Below are 16447 nucleotides of genomic sequence, written 5' to 3'. Positions count from 1 at the left end.
GCCCGCGTTCCGGTCGCCAGCCGGTTCGCGCGACGTTTCCCGTTCGCCATCAATTCGCCCTTTCGTTTCGCCTGATGTAACGCCGGCGGCCCGCGGTCTGCTATCGTTGCGCCGACGCCATCCCTGCTGCCGCCCATGCGTTTCGACGATCCCGCCCTCGCCGCTGTCTACCGCGCCATCTTCGAGCGGCGCGACATGCGCCATTTCACGCCGGCGCCCGTCGATCCCGAGGTGCTCGCCCGGCTGCTGCGCGCGGCCCACCACGCGCCGAGCGTCGGCTTCATGCAGCCGTGGCGCTTCATCCGCATCACCGATTCGGCATTGCGCACGCGCATCCACTCGCTCGTCGAGGCCGAACGCCGCGCGACCGCCGACGCGCTCGGCGAGCGCCAGGACGAATTCATGCGGCTCAAGGTCGAAGGCGTGCGCGAATGCGGCGAACTGCTGGTCGTCGCGCTGACCGACGGCCGCGAGCGCCACGTGTTCGGCCGCCGCACGCTGCCGGAGATGGATCTCGCGTCCGCCGCCTGCGCGATCCAGAACATGTGGCTCGCGGCGCGTGCCGAGGGGCTCGGAATGGGCTGGGTGTCGCTGTTCGACGTCGACGCGCTGCGCACGCTGCTCGGGATGCCCGACGGCGCGAAGCCGATCGCGGTGCTCTGTCTCGGGCATGTCGATGCGTTCTATGCGAAGCCGATGCTCGAGGAGGAGCGCTGGGCCGCGCGGATGCCGCTCGAAGCGTGCGTGTTCGAAAACGGGTGGAACGGCGCGGCGGGTGAAACCGGCGAATCCATCGAATCCATCAAGTCCATCGAATCCGTCGAGTCCGTCGAGTCCGTCGAGGCCGTCGAGGCCGTCGAGGCCGTCGAGTCCGGAGAAGCCGGAGAAGCCGGAGAAGCCGGAGAAGCCGGCAAGTCTCGAGCATCAGAGGCGTCCGGAGAAGCCGCCACGCCGGCACGAAACGCCATCTGAGCATCCGCCCACAGCGCCCACACTGTTATTGCGCCCCGGTTATCCACACCCCGCCGGGCCGCGCGCCATCCCAGATTGTGGACATTTGCCTGGCGCGCCGTCGCAAGCCGGCAACAGCCGTTCGAGCCCCAAACATAAGGGTTTTCACTGAAGTAGAATCGCGGCTGACGTCTTCCGTCCGCCTGCGTTGCGCATCCCGCGCCCGGCGGCTTTCTCCGGGCCCACCGCAATGCCTTTACCTCTCTTTGCCCTTGCCGTCGCCGCATTTGGAATCGGTACCACCGAATTCGTGATCATGGGGCTGCTGCCCAACGTCGCGCGCGACCTAGGCGTGTCGATCCCGGCCGCCGGGATGCTCGTGTCCGGCTACGCGCTCGGCGTGACGATCGGCGCGCCGATCCTCGCCGTCGTCACCGCGAAGATGCCACGCAAGCGCGCGCTGATGGGACTGATCGGCCTGTTCATCGCGGGCAACCTGTTCTGCGCGATCGCGCCGGGCTATGAAGTGCTGATGGCCGCGCGCATCGTCACCGCGTTCTGCCACGGCGCGTTCTTCGGCATCGGCTCGGTGGTCGCGAGCAATCTCGTCGCGCCGAACCGCCGCGCGCAGGCGATCGCGCTGATGTTCACGGGGCTCACGCTCGCGAACGTGCTCGGCGTGCCGCTCGGCACCGCGCTCGGCCAGGCGTACGGCTGGCGCGCGACGTTCTGGGCGGTGACCGGCATCGGCATCGCCGCGGCCGCCGCGCTGGCGGTCTGCCTGCCGAAGCACCTCGCGATGCCGGAAACGAGCATCACGCGCGAATTCGGCGTGCTGAAGCACCCGCAGGTGCTGATGGTGCTCGGCATCAGCGTGCTTGCGTCTGCGAGCCTGTTCAGCGTGTTCACGTACATCACGCCGATCCTCGAGGACGTCACGGGCTTCTCGCCGCGCCAGGTCACCTACGTGCTGCTGCTGTTCGGCCTCGGGCTGACGGTCGGCGGCACGCTCGGCGGCAAGCTCGCCGACTGGCGCCGGATGCCGTCGCTGATCGTGTCGCTCGCGCTGATCGGCGTCGTGCTCGCGTTGTTCGCGGGCACGATGCACGTGCCGTTCGCCGCGCTCGCGACGATCTTCGTGTGGGGGATGCTCGCGTTCGCGATCGTGCCGCCGCTGCAGATCCTGATCGTCGATCGCGCGAGCGACGCGCCGAACCTCGCCTCCACGCTGAACCAGGGCGCGTTCAACCTCGGCAACGCGACGGGCGCATGGCTCGGCGGCATGGCCATCGGCGCCGGCATCCCGCTCGTGAACCTGCCGTGGGTCGGCGTCGCGATGGCTGTCGCGGCACTCGCGCTCACGCTTTGGTCGGCGTCGCTCGAGCGCCGCCCGGTCGCCACGCCGACCGAATACGTGTGACGGAGATCGACACCGCAATGCGGCGGTCAATGCACGTTTCCGCGCTCAGGAAGGCGATGAGTTTGCAGGCCCGGCCGCGCGGCGCGCCGCCGGTGCGCGCGCGCACCGCACACCTGATGGCCTTCATGGACCGATGCAGCCCGCCGGTGTAGCATCCCGCCCGATGAAAGCCATTATTAATCGAGATTTCCTCGCGCTCATCATGAGCGTTGCGGTCGTCGGCCTGGGCACCGGCGCTACCCTCCCCCTCACCGCACTCGCACTGACCGAAGCCGGGCACGGCACCAACATCGTCGGCATGCTGACGGCCGCGCAGGCCGGCGGCGGCCTCGCGATCGTGCCGTTCGTCACCGCACTCGCGCGGCGCATCGGCGCGCGCCGCGCGATCGTCGTGTCGGTGCTGCTGCTCGCCGCGGCCACGGCGCTGATGCAATTCACGTCGAACCTCGTCGTGTGGGGCGTGCTGCGCGTGCTGTGCGGCGCGGCGCTGATGCTGCTGTTCACGATCGGCGAGGCGTGGGTCAACCAGCTCGCCGACGACAGGACGCGCGGCCGCGTCGTCGCGATCTACGCGACCAACTTCACGCTGTTCCAGATGGCGGGCCCGGTGCTCGTCAGCCAGATCGCGGGCTTCGCCGGCATCCGCTTCGCGCTGTGCGGCGCGCTGTTCCTGCTCGCGCTGCCGTCGCTCGCGTCGATCCGCCGCGCGCCGCTCGGCGACGGCGACGCGCATCACGCGGACCACGACCACTGGCGCAGCGTGCTGCCGCGCATGCCGGCACTGATCATCGGCACCGGCTTCTTCGCGCTGTTCGATACGCTAGCGCTGTCGCTGCTGCCGCTCTACGCGATGGATCACGGCGTCGCGAGCGGGACCGCGGTGCTGCTCGCGTCGATCATGCTGTTCGGCGATACCGCGATGCAGTTCCCGATCGGCTGGCTCGCGGACAAGCTCGGCCGCGAGCGCGTGCACCTCGGCGCCGGCTGGGTCGTGCTCGCGGGCCTGCCGCTGCTGCCGTTCGCCGTCACGAATCCGTGGCTGTCGTGGCCGCTGCTGTTCGTGCTCGGCGCAGCCGCGGGCAGCATCTACACGCTGTCGCTCGTCGCCTGCGGCGAACGCTTCCGCGGCGCCGCGCTCGTCACCGCGAGCTCGCTCGTGTCGGCGTCGTGGAGCGCCGCGAGCTTCGGCGGCCCGCTCGTCGCGGGCGCGTTGATGGAGCAATTGGGCAGCAACGCACTCGTCGGCGTGCTGCTCGTCTGCGTCGCGGCGTTCGTCGCCGCCGCGCTGTGGGAGCGCCGCGCCGCGTTGCAGCGTGCGGTCTGACGACGGCGCGCGGTCGAGTCGCCGAAACGACTGTCACACGCCGGAAATGGCGACGGCCCGCGCGATGCGGGCCGTCGAGCGCATGTGCGACATGCGTCGCGCGTGACACGTTATGCGTTACGCCTTCGACGCCAGCTGAATCTTCCCGACGCACGCGTTATGCGTTACGCCTTCGACGCCGACTGAATCCTCCCGACGCACGCGTTACGCGTTACGCCTTCAGCGCCGGCAGGATCTTCCCGACGCACGCGCCGAAGCCGACCCGATAACCGTCGCCCTGACACCAGCCGCTGAGCGTCAGCTCGTCGCCGTCCTCGAGGAACGCACGGCTGCCGCCACCCGTCAGCGCGATCGGCTCCTTGCCGTTCCACGTCAGTTCGAGCAGGCTGCCGAACGAATCCTTCGTCGGTCCGCTGATCGTGCCAGAACCCATCAGGTCGCCGACCCGCGTATTGCAACCCGCGACCGTGTGATGCGCGAGCTGCTGCGCCATCGTCCAGTACATATGCTTGAAGTTGGTGCGGCAGATCGACGTCGCTTCGTCCGCACCTTCGGCGCGCAGCGTCACTTCGAGCGCGATGTCGAACGCATGCTTGCCCGCGTGCTGCAGATACGCCAGCGGCTGCGGCGCCTGCTCGGGCTGCGCGGTGCGGAACGGTTCGAGCGCGTCGAGCGTGACGATCCACGGCGAGATCGTCGTCGCGAACGTCTTCGCGTTGAAGGGCCCGAGCGGCACGTATTCCCACTGCTGAATGTCGCGCGCGCTCCAGTCGTTCAGCAGCACCATCCCGAAGATGTGCGCTTCCGCGTCCTCGCACGCGATCGGCTCGCCGAGCGCGTTGCCCTGGCCGACGATGAAGCCCGTCTCCAGTTCGATGTCGAGCTTGCGGCACGCGCCGAACACCGGGCGCTCCTGGTCGGGCAGCTTCAGCTGGCCGTTCGGGCGCCGCACCGGCGTGCCGCTCACGACCACCGACGACGCGCGGCCGTTATAGCCGATCGGCATCTCCGACCAGTTCGGCAGCAGCGCATTCTTCGGATCGCGGAACATCGAGCCGACGTTGGTCGCATGCTCCTTCGACGAATAGAAATCCGTATAGCCAGGAATGTCGACCGGCAGATGAAGCGGCGCGTCGCGCTGCGGCACGAGCACTTGCGCGCGCAGCGCGGCATCGTCGCGCAGCCGCGCGGTATCACGCGCAAACAGTTCGCTCAACTGCACGCGCACGCTGCGCCATGCATCGCGGCCGAGCGCGACGAACGCGTTCAGCGTCGGTTGCGCGAACACGTCGCCGGCGCCGGCCGGCAACGTCACGAGGCCCGCGCGCGCGAGCGCCGCGAGGTCGACGATCTGGTCGCCGAGCGCGACACCCGCGCGCCGCGCCGCCTGCTTCGCATCACTGAAGATGCCGAACGGCAGATTCTGGATCGGGAATTCACACGCGGGATCGTTCGCCGCTTCGACCCAGCTCTTGCGGGCCGGGTCGAGCGTCGCGCGCCAGTCTTGGGTATCGCTCATCAGTTGCTCCAAGAAACCCCGCCATTGACGGCGAGGAGGAAGGGGATGCCTCTGTTTGACAGTGGCATTCCAACGTTAAGATGACCGGCATGATTCTTGTCTATCGCTACCGGGTGAAGTCGCACAACGGACTGCTTAACAAGCAGAGCCTTGCGGTGAACTACGTGTGGAACTTCTGCAATGACACGCAGAAGCACGCGCTCAAGTGGAGCAAGAAGTGGCCGACGGGGTTCGACCTGAATGTTCTGACGACCGGCAGCAGCAAGGAACTCAGCATCCACTCCGGTACGGTCAACGCCACGTGCGAGCAATATGCGAAGTCGCGCAGCCAGCGCCGCCGCCCCTACCTGCGCTATCGCGGCAGGAAATCGCTCGGCTGGGTGCCGCTGAAGGGCCGTGACCTGAAGCGTGAAGGCGATGCGTTTCGCTTCGCCGGCAACACCTTCCGCGTGTTCAACAGCCGCCCGCTGCCCGAAGGCAAGATCAAGGACGGAACTTGTTTTGCACAGGACGCGCGCGGCAACTGGTTCCTCAATATCGTGATCGAAATGCCCGATGTTCCGGCGCGTCCGATCCATTCCGGTGTCGGTATCGATCTCGGCCTGAAAGACTTCGCAACACTTTCGACCGGCGAGAAGCTGCCCAATGACCGGTTCGGCCGGCGTGCTGCCGATAAGCTGGCGAAGGCGCAACGGGCGCGAAAGCACAAGCGGCATATCGCGAAGCTGCACGCCAAGGTGGCCAATGCCCGCGCCGATTTCCAGCATAAGCTCGCGCTCGATCTGGTGCGGCGCTTCGACTACATCGCGGTCGGCAATGTGTCGGCCGCGAAACTCGCCAAGACCAGGATGGCGAAGAGCGTCTACGACGCATCCTGGTCGTCCTTCCGGGACAAGCTCCGTTACAAGGCGATGGCGCACGGAGCCACGTTCGAGGAAGTGAACGAAAGCGGTTCTACCCAGTCCTGTTCGGCGTGCGGGTCGACAGACAGCACGACGCGGCCGAAAGGTATCGCGGGACTGCGAATAAGAGAATGGGCCTGCGATCGCTGTGGTGTCGTGCATGATCGAGATACCAACGCTGCGTTGAACATTCTCCGATGCGGACGTGCATCGCCAGTCGTGGGAATCGCCTCCCTTTAGGGAGGCGAGGACGTCAACGTTGCTCCGGATTGAAGTGTTTCTGGATGCCTTGCCAGCACTCGAAGTAATTCGCCTGCAGCTGCGCGGTGTCGAGCGCGAAGCGCGTCGGCCGGATCAGCGTGCGGGTCTCGAACATGAACGCCATCGTGTCGTCGACCTTGTGCGGCTTCGTCGTATCGCTCGCGGACGCCTTTTCGAACGTATCCGCATCCGGGCCGTGGCCCGACATGCAGTTGTGCAGGCTCGCGCCGCCCGGCACGAAGCCCTCGGCCTTCGCGTCGTACGCGCCATGCACGAGGCCCATGAATTCGCTCGCGACGTTGCGGTGGAACCAGGGCGGGCGGAACGTATCCTCGGCCGCGAGCCAGCGCGGCGGGAAGATCACGAAGTCGATCGCGTCGACGCCCGGCGTGTCGCTCGTCGAATGCAGCACGAGGAAGATCGACGGATCGGGATGGTCGTAGCTGATCGAGCCGATCGTGTTGAACAGGCGCAGGTCGTACTTGTACGGCGCGTAGTTGCCGTGCCACGCGACGACGTCGAGCGGCGAATGGCCGATGTCCGCGCGCCACAGGCGGCCGTTCAGCTTCGTGACCAGTTCGAACGCGCCTTCGCGATCCTCGTATGCAGCCTGCGGCGTCAGGAAATCGCGCGGGTTCGCGAGTCCGTTCGAGCCGATCGGGCCGAGGTCCGGCAGCCGCAGCAGCGCACCGAAGTTCTCGCAGATGTAGCCGCGCGCGTGCCCGTCCGGCAGCGCGACGGTGAAGCGCACGCCGCGCGGGATCACCGCGATCTCGAACGGCTCGACGTCGAGCCGGCCGAACTCCGTCGCGATATGCAGGCGCCCGTCTTGCGGGACGATCAGCAGTTCGCCGTCGCCGCTGTAGAAGAAGCGGTCCTGCATCGAACGGTTTGCCGCGTACAGGTGGATCGCGCAGCCGTTCATCGCGGCAGCCGAGCCGTTGCCGGCCATCGTCACCCAGCCTTCGACGAAATCGGTCGGCTCGGCCGGCATCGGCAGCGGATCCCAGCGCAGCTGGTTCGGCGGCGTCGGCGGCACGTCGGGCGAATCGCCGAACTCCGACACGAGCCGCTGCGGGCCGCCGAACGGCTCGAACGGCCGGTGCACGGCCGCCGGGCGGATCCGGTACAGCCACGAACGGCGGTTGTGGCTGCGCGGCGCGGTGAACGCGGTGCCGGACAGCTGCTCCGCGTAAAGCCCGTACGGCGCGCGCTGCGGCGAGTTGCGGCCATGCGGCAATGCGCCGGGCAATGCCTCGGTCGCGAATTCGTTCGCGAATCCGCTCAGGTAGCCGGCTTTCGCCGGTTTCGACAGGTCAAGCGTCATCGTTTCCTTTCTCCCTCAATTCAGACGGCGCGCGGCGCTTCCACGCCACGCCGCCTCGTCACATTTGCAAGCCCGAGCACGAACAGCGCCGAACACAGCACCGGCACTGCCGCCGCGTGAAACAGCGCACCGTTCGACCAGTTGAGCGCGATCAGCTGCCCGCCGACGAGCGGCCCGAGCACGGAGCCGATCCGGCCGATGCCGAGACTCCAGCCGATGCCCGTCGAGCGCAGCGACGTCGGGTAGTACTGGCCCGCGAGCGCATTGACGGCCGGCTGCCCGCCGACCACGCAGAAGCCGCCCGCGAACACGACGATCAACAGCCACGGCAGCGCATGCGCGACCGAGCCGATCAGCCCGACCGACACCGCCGCACACGCGAAGCATGCAAACAGCACGCGCACGAAGCCGTAGCGCTCGATGAACCAGCCGAGCGACAGCGTGCCGATCACGCCGCCCGTCTGCAGCACGGTGCCGACGATCACCGCGGTGCCCGGCGAATAGCCCGCGTCGCGCATCACGGTCGGCAACCAGTTCGACAGGAAATACAGGTCGATCAGGTTCATGAAGCTGATCGACCACAGCAGTAGCGTGACCGGCAGCCGCCCGTCGCGGAACAGCTCGGCGACGGGCGCGCCGCTCGCCGCCTTTTCGCGCACGACGATGCGCGTGCCTGCGTCGATGCCGGCTTCGGGCGCGAAGCGCGCGAGCCAGTCGCGCGCCTGCGCGTCACGCCCTTTCAGCACGAGGAACTGCAGCGATTCGGGCAGGCGCGCGGCCATCGCGAACGCGAGCACGAACGGCACCGCGCCGCCGACGAAGAACACCGCGCGCCAGCCGAGCGCCGGGATCAGCGCGGCGCTGACGAAGCCGCCGAGCGCCGCGCCAAGCGTGAAGCCGCACGACACGATCATCATCCGCTTCACGCGATGCGCGCCCGGGCTGAACTCGCCGACGAGCGCCATTGCATTCGGCATGATGCAGCCGAGGCCGAGGCCCGTGACGAAGCGCAGCGCCATCAGCACCGGGATCGAGCCCGCGAACGGCGTGGCGAGCATCGTCAGCGCGAAGAACAGCGTCGCGCCGATCAGCACCGGCCGCCGCCCGATCCGGTCGGCGAGCACCGACAGGCCGAGCGCGCCGAGCAGCATCCCGAACAGGCTCGCGCTGAACACCGGGCCGAGCGCCTGCTTCGGCACGCCCCACTCGGCGATCACGCTCGGCGCGACGTAGCCCATCGCCTGCGCATCGAAGCCGTCGATCACGAGACAGAGCCCGCACAGCGCGAGCAGCATCCCGTGAAACGCGGGGCGATGGGTGTCGTCGATCACGCGCTCGACTTCGAGCGTGCGTGCTGCGGCCGGCGCGGCGCTCATTGCGCGGCCTCCGCGGCCGGATGCACGGGCGGCGTCACGCCCTGGCGCGCGAGCGCCATTGCTTCGCGCAGCACGGCAAGATCGCCGATCTGGTTCGCAAGCAGCAGGATCAGCTTCGCGTTGACGAGCTGGCTGTCGCTGTCGGTCAGGTCGCGATGCATGTCGATCAGCGCCTCGTAGAACGCGTCCGGATCGGACAGGCGCAAGCGGGTGTCGAGGTGGTGCATGACGGATGTCTCCGATGTCGGGTTGGCATTCAGGCCGCGCAGATCGCGCGCGCCAGCGCGTCGCCGATCGCCTGCCGATCGAGCGCACGCATCCGTGCGCACACGTGCTGGTCGGGACGCAGCAGATAGAACGTGCCGGGCTTCGCGTCGTAGCGTTGCGCGGCGAGGCCGTCGACGTCCTCCACGACGTCGATGCCGGGCACCGCCTGCGCGTGCCCCTTCGGCACGACGAGCACCGGCTTCACCGGCAGCGCGAGGCCGGCAACCGCCTGCGCGAGCGCGGCCGCATCGCCGGGCAGGCCGAACAGCACGCCGGCGAAACCGCCGCGCAGATGCTGCAGCAGCCAGCCGGCCGTGCCGTGAACGCCGTACGCACGGATTGGCGCATCGGCCGCCGCCGCGCCCGCGCGCATCGCGCATGCGAACGCGTCGCCCTTGCGGTCCCGCGTGTTGAGCGGCGAATCGGCGAGAACTGCCGGCACCGACAGCCGCCCGCTGTTGACGAGCTTGCGCGCGAATTCGCAGTCGCGCGCAAGCTTCAGCGTCGCATCGCGGAACACGCGCGACACGGGGCTCTTCGGCGTGATGAAGTCGGTCGAGCGCGTCGAGTTGCGGATGTTCTCGTCGGCCGCGAACTCGCGTTCGCTTGCATACGTATCGAGCAGGCGGTCGGGCGCATTGCCGTCGAGCACGAGCTTCAGCTTCCACGCGAGATTGTCGGCATCCTGCACGCCGCTGTTCGCGCCGCGCGCGCCGAACGGCGACACGCCGTGCGCGGAGTCGCCCGCGAACAGCACGCGGCCGTGACGGAACGTGTCCATCCGCTGGCAGCGGAACGTGTAGACGCTCACCCATTCGAGCTCGAACTCGACGTCAGGGCCGAGCAGCGCACGCACGCGCGGGATCACGCGTTCGGGCTGCTTCTCGGCGACCGGGTCCGCATCCCAGCCGAGCTGGAAGTCGATGCGCCACACGTTGTCCGGCTGGCGGTGCAGCAGCACCGACTGGTTGCGGTGGAACGGCGGATCGAACCAGAACCAGCGCTCGGTCGGGAATTCCGCCTTCATCTTCACGTCGGCGATCAGGAAGCGATCCTTGAACGTGCGGCCGTGGCTCTCGAGGCCCATCAGCGTGCGCACCGGGCTGCGCGAGCCATCGGCCGCGATCACGTACTGCGCGCGCAGCGTCTCGGTGCCTTCCGGCGTCTCGACCGTCACAGTCGCGTGTTCGGCGCACTGCTCGACGCCCGTCACCTTGTGCTTCCAGCGGATGTCGAGGTTCGGCAGCTCGAACGCGCGCTCGGCCAGATAGCCTTCGACGTAGTACTGCTGCAGGTTGATGAACGCCGGACGCGCATGCCCCTCTTCGGGCAGCAGGTCGAACGCGTACAGCTGCTCGTCCTGCAGGAACACCTTGCCGACGTGCCAGCTCACGCCCTTGTCGACGAAGCGCTCGCCGCAGCCGAGCCGGTCGAAGATCTCGAGCGTGCGCTTCGCGAAGCAGATCGCGCGCGAGCCGGTGGACAGCGTGTCGTCGTCGTCGAGCAGCACGACGGGCACGCCCTGCTGCGCGAGATCGATCGCGGCGGACAAGCCGACCGGGCCGGCGCCGACGACGATCACCGGATGGATCGCCGCGTCACTTTCCGCGCCGCGCTCCGCACGCGGCCGGTACGCAAATTTCAGGGTCTGGTAATCGATGCTCATGGTCGCCATCCGTCCGCTCAGCCCTGCCGCGTGCGCGGCACCGCGCCCGCCTGCCCGGACAGTTTCCCGCCTGCGGCCTGCCGATCTGCCGGGCCCGCGTGCGCTGCCCATTTCCTTTCACCCGCCACGTCTCGCTCCTTGCTTCCTGTTGAATCGGGGACAGGGCATCGCGTGGCGACGCCCGAATGTTGCTCATTCTTGATCGACGACAAACTCAGGATTTACGAATAGTAAAACCAATTACGAATAGTGAAATCAACGTAAACCCTAGGCATTGGGCGAAGGCCGGGATAACGATATGAACGAATCGCGAAGCCGAGCGCGGCGTGCGCTGCTACTATCGAGTCATGAGGCGGCCCGTTCGGCCGCCGTTTTTCCATGCCCGATCCCCGATGATTCCGCCCACCATTCCCGAGCTGGTCGCCCGCGCCGGGCAACTGCCGTATCTGCGGGAACACCTCGCGCTCGGCGACAGCGGCAGCGCCTACGCGCGCCTGCCCGAGCGGACCCTCAACAGTGCGTACGAGCCGATCTACGACGTGACGATGCCGGGCGCGCCGCAATCGACGTCGTTCGCCGACACGATCGAGCGCTATGGCGACGAGTTGGGCTTCCAGGCCGTCACGCAGTTGACGGGCGCCGCGTGCGACCTGTTCGATCCAGCCGCCGACGACCAGGCGCTCGTCGCGGTCGACCGCCTCGCGCGCGCGCTGCATGCGATCAATTTCTTCGGCGCGCAGCGCCATGGGTTGCTGTTCCTGCGCGTGCACGAGCGGCTGCTGAAAAGCGTGAAATACGATCACGGCAAGCACTTTTCATCGGTGCTGCAGCGCTTCGGCCTGCCGGCCGAGCGGGTCGTGATCGAGCTGCCGGCCGCCGCGGTCGCGCACAAGACGTTCCTCGGCTATCTGACGCGCAGCTACCAGCATCACGGCTTCAAGGTCGCGGACAAGCTGCCGGATCCCGGCCGGATCCTCGCGGTGGAATCGGAGATGGCCCGGCCGGACTACATCAAGATGGATGCGTCGATCGCGTTGCGCGACGGCATGGTCAAGGCGCTCGTCGCGTATGCGCAGCGCGTGCGGATCCCGCTGATCTTCGACGGCGTCGCCGACGAGACGCAGTGCGAGCTGCTGCGGCAGCACGACGTGCGGTTCATGCAGGGGCCGGTGTTTGCGAAGGTCGTGCCGGTTTGAACGGGTTGAGGACTCTGAGGGCTGAGGGCTGAGGGCTGAGGGCCTTTAGTGTTCGGTTCCTGAAGTCACGCAGACACCGACGAATTCATCCCCGCGCCTCCCCGCGCGCGGCCCATCAAGCGTACGACGCTCGACAGTCGCCGCCGTCGTCGTGCTTCGGCAGATCGTCGCCGCTCTCGATCACGCAAGCTGCCCGAGCCGCTGCGCCAGCGCCTTCAGGCGCGGCCCCACCTGCGACCGGAACACGTCCTCCCCCATCGACGACGCCGGCCCGCTGCAGCTCAGGATCAGCCAGCGCCCTTCGCGCGGCTCGCGAAACGGCACGGCGGCCGCGTTGACGTCCGCGTGCCAAGCGCGGAACGAATAGCAACATCCGCCCGACGCGAACTCGGCCACCGCGTCCTGCGCAGCGGCGACAAGCGCATCGGCGTCCGGCCCCGCGCCGGCCGCGCGGTGCAGCTCGGCATAGAGCGCGCGCCGCGCGTCGTCGGGCTGCACCGCCAGATACGCACGCCCCATCGAACTCGTCAGCATCGACAGCCGCGAGCCGGGCGCGAGCCCGAGCGTGAGCGCCGTCTCGCTGCGGATCGTCTCCAGATAAATCATGTCGAGCCCGTCGCGGCAGCCGAGCGACACCGCCGCGCCGATCTCGCGCGCGAGCGCCTGCATGTGCGGCCGCGCGAGGTCGAGCGTGCCCGTGCCGGACAGCAGCGCGAAGCCGAGCGACAGCACGCCCGCGTCGAGCGCGTATTTGCCGAGCGTGTCGTCGTAGCGCAGGTAGCCGAGCACGGTCAGCGTGTACGCGAGCCGGTTGACCGTCGCCTTCGGCAAGCCCGTGCGCTCCGCGAAATCGCGGTTGCCGAGCATCGTCTCGCCGGGACGGAAGGCACGCAGCAGGTCGAGACCGCGTGCGAGCGCGACGACGAACTTGCGTTCGTCGATCGGTTGATCGTCGATGGTTGAAAGCGTCATCCGGTGCTACACTGGGTTCAATTTGCAAAACATTGTTCCGCACAGCGGAACTCCAGTCAAGTGAGGAGATGACACGATGAGCGATGCGACTTTTCATTGGGACGATCCGCTGCTGCTGGACCAGCAGCTCACCGAGGACGAACGGATGGTGCGCGACGCCGCTCGCGCGTACTCGCAGGACAAGCTCGCGCCGCGCGTGACCGAGGCGTTCCGCCACGAACGCACGGACGCCGAGATCTTCCGTGAAATGGGCGAACTCGGCCTGCTCGGCCCGACGATTCCCGAGGAGTACGGCGGCCCGGGGCTCAACTACGTGAGCTACGGCCTGATCGCGCGCGAAGTCGAACGCATCGATTCGGGCTACCGGTCGATGATGTCGGTGCAGTCGTCGCTCGTGATGGTGCCGATCTACGAATTCGGCTCGGACGCGCAGAAGGAAAAGTACCTGCCGAAGCTCGCGACCGGCGAATGGATCGGCTGCTTCGGCCTCACCGAGCCGAACCACGGCTCCGACCCGGGCAGCATGGTCACGCGCGCGAAGAAGGTGCCCGGCGGCTATTCGCTGTCCGGCTCGAAGATGTGGATCACGAACTCGCCGATCGCCGACGTGTTCGTCGTGTGGGCGAAGCTCGAGGAAGACGGCAAGGACACGATTCGCGGCTTCATTCTCGAAAAAGGCTGGAAGGGGCTGTCCGCGCCGGCGATTCACGGCAAGGTCGGCCTGCGCGCGTCGATCACGGGCGAGATCGTGCTCGATGAGGTGTTCGTGCCCGAGGAGAACCGGCTGCCGAACGTCGGCGGCCTGCGCGGCCCGTTCACGTGCCTGAACTCGGCGCGCTACGGCATCGCGTGGGGCGCGCTCGGCGCCGCCGAGGCCTGCTGGCATACCGCGCGCCAGTATGTGCTCGACCGCAAGCAGTTCGGCCGGCCGCTCGCCGCGAACCAGCTGATCCAGAAGAAGCTCGCAGACATGCAGACCGAAATCACGCTCGGCCTGCAAGGCGTGCTGCGGCTCGGCCGGATGAAGGACGAAGGCACGGCGGCCGTCGAGATCACGTCGATCATGAAGCGCAATTCGTGCGGCAAGGCACTCGACATCGCGCGGCTCGCACGCGACATGCTCGGCGGCAACGGCATCTCGGACGAGTTCTGCGTCGCGCGCCACCTCGTGAACCTCGAAGTGGTGAACACGTACGAAGGCACCCACGACATCCACGCGCTGATCCTCGGCCGCGCACAGACGGGCATCCAGGCGTTCTTCTGATCGCGCCGCCCTGACCGCGCACCGCCGCGCGCAACGGCTCGCGGCACAACGACACGGCCCGCCCGGCATCGACATGCCGGGCGGGCCGTTTGCGCTGTGCGCCACCGCGCCGCGAATCATCGCCAACTACCGCGAATTACCGCGAAGCGGCACGCCCGCTGCCTGCCACCGCGAACACGCGCCGCTTGACACGGCGCGCGGCGCGCAATGCTCACTTGTTCGGTTGCGGCGTGAGACGCAAGTACGGACGCACCGCGTTGAAGCCCTTCGGGAAGCGCTTCTTCAGTTCTTCCGGATCCTGCAGCGACGGCACGATCACGACGTCGTCGCCATCCTTCCAGTTGCCCGGCGTCGCGACCTTGTAGTTGTCGGTCAGTTGCAGCGAGTCGATCACGCGCAGCACTTCGTCGAAGTTGCGCCCGGTGCTGGCCGGATACGTGATGATGAGCCGCGCCTTCTTGTTCGGATCGATGACGAAGAGCGAACGCACGGTGAGCGTCTCGTTCGCGTTCGGGTGGATCATGTCGTACAGCTGCGAGACCTTGCGATCGGCATCCGCGAGGATCGGGAAGCCGACGATCGTCGACTGCGTGTCGTTGATGTCGTTGATCCAGCCCTGGTGCGATTCGACGCTGTCGACCGACAGCGCGATCACCTTGACGTTGCGCTTCTCGAATTCGCCCTTCAGCTTCGAGGTCAGCCCGAGTTCCGTCGTGCACACCGGCGTGTAGTCGGCCGGATGGGAAAACAGGACGCCCCAACTGTCGCCGAGCCACTCGTGAAACTTGATGCGGCCGAGACTCGATTCCTGTTCGAAATCCGGCGCGATGTCGCCAAGACGCAGACTCATGTCGTTCCCTCCTTGAACGGTGCGTGAAGAATCCCCGCGCGAGCCGCAGGGACCGTCGCGTAGCTTACGGGAAGCCGATGAACATGCGAACGATTATTCCGTTCGATATTCATACATTTTTGTCATTTTTGGACCGCGCCGGGCCGTGCCGGGAAACTTTTCCGCCCGTTCGCCGCGCTCTCAGTGCATTACAAATCGTTTACCATGCGGTGTTGCGCAACCGCCATGCGTCATCCCGGCTCGCCAGCCGGCAAGCGTTTCGCTACGATGTGAACTTGCAGCATGACAGCATGAAGGGAGTTGCAATGTCGGAAATCAACAAGGAGAAACTGATGTCGGATATCAAAACCGTTCTCGCGGACGCCGAAGATCTGCTCAAGCAAGCGGCGAGCAGCACGGGCGACCGTGCGGCCGAGCTGCGCGAGAAAGCGATGTCGCGCCTGAAGCAGGCCAAGGAAAAGGCAACCGACGTCCAGGTCGTGGTGGTCGAGAAAGGCAAGAAGGCCGCGCGCGCGACCGACGACTACGTGCACGAGCATCCGTGGACGTCGATCGGCATCGCGGCCGGTGTCGGTGTGCTGATCGGCCTGCTGGTCAACCGCAAGTAACGCGCGAGCGCCGTTCCGCCTTGCGGGCCGCCCACGGTGCGGCTCGCGGGCACCGAAGCTGACTGGCGGCTGCCCGCCGGTCGGCTTTGTCTCAGCCGTTTTCCGCACGCGCAAGCACACCACTCATGACGACAGACACCACCTCGCAGTCATCCGGACACGGGCCGCTGCGCCGCTTCGCCAGCTCCGCGATCGGACTGCTGCAAACGCGCCTCGAACTGGTGGGCATCGAGCTCGCCGAGGAGAAGGAGCGCCTGATGGGCGTGCTGTTCCTCGGGCTCGCAGCAATGATGCTCGCGACGATGGCGCTCATCAGCCTGACCGTGCTCGTCACGATTGCATTCTGGGATACGTACCGCTGGCAATCGCTCGCGGCGATCACCGTGCTGTATGCGGTCGCCGGCGCCGTGTGTGTGCTGAAGGCGCGCGCGGGGCTGCGCGACGCGCCGCCCGTGTTCGAAGCCACACTCGCCGAACTCGAGAAAGACCGCGAACTGTTCCGCAGCAAGTCGTGAACGCGCACGCGTTCGTCCCTTCCATTCAT

General features: G+C 67.3%; 15 protein-coding genes. 8 read left to right on the top strand and 7 right to left on the bottom strand.

The window, feature by feature from the left end; translation table 11 throughout:
- Positions 1–135: 135 nt before the first annotated feature.
- The 3 genes from bluB (at position 136) to ACV22Z_RS19980 (ending at position 3695) form a co-directional block, all read left to right on the top strand.
- Positions 136–972, top strand: a complete 837-nt coding sequence (gene bluB / locus ACV22Z_RS19990; protein ID WP_448078027.1) for a 5,6-dimethylbenzimidazole synthase — start codon at positions 136–138, stop codon at positions 970–972.
- A 229-nt stretch (positions 973–1201) separates the two neighbouring features.
- On the top strand, positions 1202–2371 hold the full coding sequence (locus tag ACV22Z_RS19985) for an MFS transporter (RefSeq protein ID WP_448078026.1): 1170 nt from the start codon (positions 1202–1204) through the stop codon (positions 2369–2371).
- A gap of 163 nt (positions 2372–2534) precedes the next feature.
- Positions 2535–3695 carry an MFS transporter gene (locus ACV22Z_RS19980; protein ID WP_448078025.1) on the top strand — a complete coding sequence of 387 codons (1161 nt, stop codon included), beginning with the start codon at positions 2535–2537 and terminating at the stop codon, positions 3693–3695.
- A gap of 211 nt (positions 3696–3906) precedes the next feature.
- On the opposite strand, the gene fahA is transcribed toward ACV22Z_RS19980, so the two are convergent.
- A complete protein-coding gene (fahA, locus tag ACV22Z_RS19975) occupies positions 3907–5214 on the bottom strand; it encodes a fumarylacetoacetase (protein WP_448078024.1) in 1308 nt (435 codons plus the stop codon).
- A gap of 89 nt (positions 5215–5303) precedes the next feature.
- On the opposite strand from fahA, the gene ACV22Z_RS19970 reads away from it, so the two are divergent.
- Positions 5304–6356, top strand: a complete 1053-nt coding sequence (locus tag ACV22Z_RS19970; protein WP_448078246.1) for an RNA-guided endonuclease InsQ/TnpB family protein — start codon at positions 5304–5306, stop codon at positions 6354–6356.
- Positions 6357–6369: 13 nt separating this feature from the next.
- On the opposite strand, the gene hmgA is transcribed toward ACV22Z_RS19970, so the two are convergent.
- The 4 genes from hmgA to ACV22Z_RS19950 are packed head-to-tail and all read right to left on the bottom strand — an operon-like array spanning position 6370 to position 11013.
- Positions 6370–7704: a homogentisate 1,2-dioxygenase gene (gene hmgA, locus ACV22Z_RS19965; protein WP_448078023.1), complete on the bottom strand. Its 1335-nt coding sequence runs from the start codon at positions 7702–7704 to the stop codon at positions 6370–6372.
- 20 nt (positions 7705–7724) lie between these two features.
- Entirely contained in the window at positions 7725–9080 is a 1356-nt protein-coding gene (locus ACV22Z_RS19960; RefSeq protein ID WP_448078022.1) for an MFS transporter, read from the bottom strand.
- Positions 9077–9307: a DUF2783 domain-containing protein gene (locus tag ACV22Z_RS19955; protein WP_448078021.1), complete on the bottom strand. Its 231-nt coding sequence runs from the start codon at positions 9305–9307 to the stop codon at positions 9077–9079. Before ACV22Z_RS19955 ends, ACV22Z_RS19960 begins: the two co-directional genes overlap by 4 nt.
- A 29-nt stretch (positions 9308–9336) precedes the next feature.
- The gene (locus ACV22Z_RS19950; RefSeq protein WP_448078020.1) at positions 9337–11013 is read right to left on the bottom strand and encodes an FAD-dependent oxidoreductase; all 1677 of its coding nucleotides are present in this window, start codon (positions 11011–11013) and stop codon (positions 9337–9339) included.
- Between the two features lie 392 nt (positions 11014–11405).
- Here ACV22Z_RS19950 and ACV22Z_RS19945 point away from each other — a divergent pair, with 392 nt between their 5' ends.
- The gene (locus ACV22Z_RS19945) at positions 11406–12209 is read left to right on the top strand and encodes an EAL domain-containing protein (RefSeq protein ID WP_448078019.1); all 804 of its coding nucleotides are present in this window, start codon (positions 11406–11408) and stop codon (positions 12207–12209) included.
- Positions 12210–12389: 180 nt separating this feature from the next.
- Here the strand turns inward: ACV22Z_RS19945 and ACV22Z_RS19940 are convergent, their stop codons facing one another.
- A complete protein-coding gene (locus ACV22Z_RS19940; RefSeq protein WP_448078018.1) occupies positions 12390–13181 on the bottom strand; it encodes an IclR family transcriptional regulator in 792 nt (263 codons plus the stop codon).
- A gap of 76 nt (positions 13182–13257) precedes the next feature.
- On the opposite strand from ACV22Z_RS19940, the gene ACV22Z_RS19935 reads away from it, so the two are divergent.
- Complete coding sequence (locus ACV22Z_RS19935; protein ID WP_448078017.1) at positions 13258–14445, top strand: acyl-CoA dehydrogenase; 1188 nt, start codon at positions 13258–13260, stop codon at positions 14443–14445.
- A 211-nt stretch (positions 14446–14656) separates the two neighbouring features.
- Here ACV22Z_RS19935 and ACV22Z_RS19930 read toward each other — a convergent pair whose 3' ends face one another.
- Positions 14657–15295 carry a peroxiredoxin gene (locus ACV22Z_RS19930; RefSeq protein WP_448078016.1) on the bottom strand — a complete coding sequence of 213 codons (639 nt, stop codon included), beginning with the start codon at positions 15293–15295 and terminating at the stop codon, positions 14657–14659.
- 305 nt (positions 15296–15600) lie between these two features.
- Here ACV22Z_RS19930 and ACV22Z_RS19925 point away from each other — a divergent pair, with 305 nt between their 5' ends.
- On the top strand, positions 15601–15903 hold the full coding sequence (locus ACV22Z_RS19925; RefSeq protein WP_010091502.1) for a DUF883 family protein: 303 nt from the start codon (positions 15601–15603) through the stop codon (positions 15901–15903).
- Positions 15904–16028: 125 nt separating this feature from the next.
- Positions 16029–16418: a phage holin family protein gene (locus ACV22Z_RS19920; RefSeq protein ID WP_448078015.1), complete on the top strand. Its 390-nt coding sequence runs from the start codon at positions 16029–16031 to the stop codon at positions 16416–16418.
- The last annotated feature ends 29 nt before the right edge of the window (positions 16419–16447 follow it).

The organism is Burkholderia sp. PU8-34, assembly GCF_053427725.1.
This window is presented reverse-complemented; position numbering and strand designations above follow the sequence as displayed.